Below are 2,357 nucleotides of genomic sequence, written 5' to 3'. Positions count from 1 at the left end.
ACAAATCTCGGGGCTATTCACAGGGCGAATGCCGATGTGATTATAAACCAGACAGGGAAACCTTCCATGGCCTGCCTTCCCGGCCTTGTCCTGAATATCGTTTAACATCTCCGCTGTCGGCACTCCCACCATTGGATAGGCTTCAATCTTCCGCCCGCGAGGAAGCGTCACGCTCGCAGACCGATGAGCTCCAATACCCTCAAACTGGCCGCCAATGCGGGTCACTTCGCTTTTCAAGCGCCCAACTAAGTCGAGATGTCTCGTAGCAATGCTACGGCTGCGCAGAGCCTCGGCCTTCTTAGCAATTAGTGGCAATAAGGCCGGATGGAGCCTACCAGCAGCATCGATGTCAGACGCAGTCAACGCGACAGTATCACTCAGAGACAGATATCTAGAGCCGCCATGGTCGGGCCAGACAACTCTTAAAATTTGGATTCCTAGCGCCTGCGACCGGCCAAGTTCCTGCGCAGTCCATTTGCTACCGAAGTAGTCCTTGGTATCCAGCATAACTGTGACGTCACAATCTGACAGACGATGCCACAGCATTTCTTGAAACGCAGCAGCCGGACGAATGTCATGAGTATCCAGAAAAACGTCGAAACCACGACTCGACAACTCGTCGTGAAGCTGGAGAGCAGCCTCACGTGAGTCTGTGCGCCTGTAGCTTATGAAGATGCGGCGCTGAGTGTGAAGAAGTCCCAAAACCTCGAGAGTAACCGAGGCTAACGCCTCCAACGTTTCATCATCAGAATCCAGCATACAGGCATTTGTGTGGGCAATGGCCGCGGGTACAGCTGCACCAAACGACACCCCTTTCTCAACCACCGGAACTATCGGCACCTTCGCCAACTCGAGCTTTTCAACAATATCTGAATCTACTGTCTGATCGCCACCGAAATAAAGTGCGACTGTCGCCGCCTTCGGATTCCTATCTTCCCAATCGAGGGCGGTGCGGACGGCCAAATCACCGGGCATGGCCAGCGAAAACAAGTCTGCGACATCCCGGAGCTGCTTAGAGAGAGCATCCGCTTGGCCTACCTTTGGTGATCCGATCAACAGAACCTCGTAGAGAGCCATATGAACCTTACCTGTGGAAGTTGAGAAGAACCCGATATGCTACCATTGCTGCAATTCATGCCAGTTGATAGGCTTTGAAGCAAGTTCAGACACAAGAGTGATCGTTGCTCGGTAAGACTGTGATGGGCGGGCAGGAGAAAAGCTTCTCAGTGTCGAGCGAGTTCCAAATTTAGTCATCGCAACAAGGCAATCGAGGCGACTATGGCGCGACGTGTGTTCTTTAGCTTTCACTACGAAAGAGATGTGCGCCGAATTATGCAGGTACGCAACTCTTGGGTTGTACGTCCAGAGGGTAGCGCACAGCCGTTCTACGACGCTGCGGACTTCGAAGAAGCCAAGCGCCGCGCCGGAGGTATCGAGAATTGGATTGAAGAGCAACTCGCCGGAACCTCGGTTACAGTTGTCCTGTTCGGCGCAGAAACCTATAGCCGGCCATGGGTTTTACATGAGATCAAGCGCAGCTACGAACTCCAAAAAGGCATTCTCGCGATCGATATTCACAACATCAAAGACCCCCAAAACGGAACAGACAAACCGGGGAAAAATCCGCTGAGCCACTGGTCTATCAAGCGGAACGGAGTAGACGTCACCTTCGACAAAATCTACAAAACCTATGATTGGGTCAGAGACAACGGCTATCAGAACATGCCGGCATGGATCGAAGCAGCTGCTAAGGCAGCTGGACGCTAGTCCCGCACGAGCTGAGCAATCGAGACCCGGACCCAATCAGAGCTGCTCTCCAGGTCCACAGGGTTAGCGGGATAAGGAGATAACGATGGGCACGTTCACAGAAAGCCAGATTCGTCGACGCGCACTACGCAAGACCGGCGGCTACAGGCAGGCTACCACTGTACTGAAAGAAGAGGTCGCGTCATCGAAGGCTAGATCAAGCTTCGATGTATTTCTAAGTCACTCTACGTCAGATGCTGAGATTGTCCTGGGCGTAAAAGGTGTCCTAGAAGACTACGGGAAGACGGTGTACGTCGATTGGCTCCAGGACCCGCAACTCGACCGTCCCCATGTAACAGCAGCGACGGCTGAAGTCATTCGGGAACGAATGCGGCAGTGCAAATCACTTGTATACGTTCACACTAAAAATTCCAGCGCTTCCAAATGGATGCCTTGGGAACTGGGTTATTTTGATGGTTTTAATAGAGCTGTCGCCATCCTCCCTGTCACGGAAAAGGGGGAGAACTTCCAAGGACAGGAATACCTCGGCATCTATCCTTATATCGATGAAGCACCGGGGCGCGGCTCTTCTGACCTTCTCCCCTGGAATG

Annotated in this window: 3 protein-coding genes; 2 read left to right on the top strand and 1 reads right to left on the bottom strand. The window is 52.8% G+C overall.

Features of this window, described 5'->3' with window-relative positions:
• Positions 1–1,077, bottom strand: a 1,077-nt coding sequence (locus tag FNA46_RS24075) for a Thoeris type III anti-phage system protein ThcB4 (RefSeq protein WP_143127760.1), incomplete at its 3' end; no start/stop codon positions are given.
• Positions 1,078–1,278: 201 nt separating this feature from the next.
• Between FNA46_RS24075 and FNA46_RS24070 the strand changes: the two genes are divergently transcribed.
• A complete protein-coding gene (locus FNA46_RS24070) occupies positions 1,279–1,767 on the top strand; it encodes a TIR domain-containing protein (RefSeq protein ID WP_143127759.1) in 489 nt (162 codons plus the stop codon).
• Between the two features lie 85 nt (positions 1,768–1,852).
• Positions 1,853–2,357 (top strand): toll/interleukin-1 receptor domain-containing protein (locus FNA46_RS24065; protein ID WP_143127758.1); only part of this gene is annotated, 505 nt, incomplete at its 3' end.

It is taken from the genome of Affinirhizobium straminoryzae (assembly GCF_007004135.1).
In the GTDB taxonomy this organism is placed as follows: Bacteria; Pseudomonadota; Alphaproteobacteria; order Rhizobiales; family Rhizobiaceae; genus Neorhizobium; species Neorhizobium straminoryzae.
This window is presented reverse-complemented; position numbering and strand designations above follow the sequence as displayed.

Bases quoted from the DNA above. Each gene is read 5' to 3' on its own strand.
- FNA46_RS24070 (WP_143127759.1), top strand. From the start codon at position 1,279: ATGGCGCGACGTGTGTTCTTTAGCTTTCACTACGAAAGAGATGTGCGC.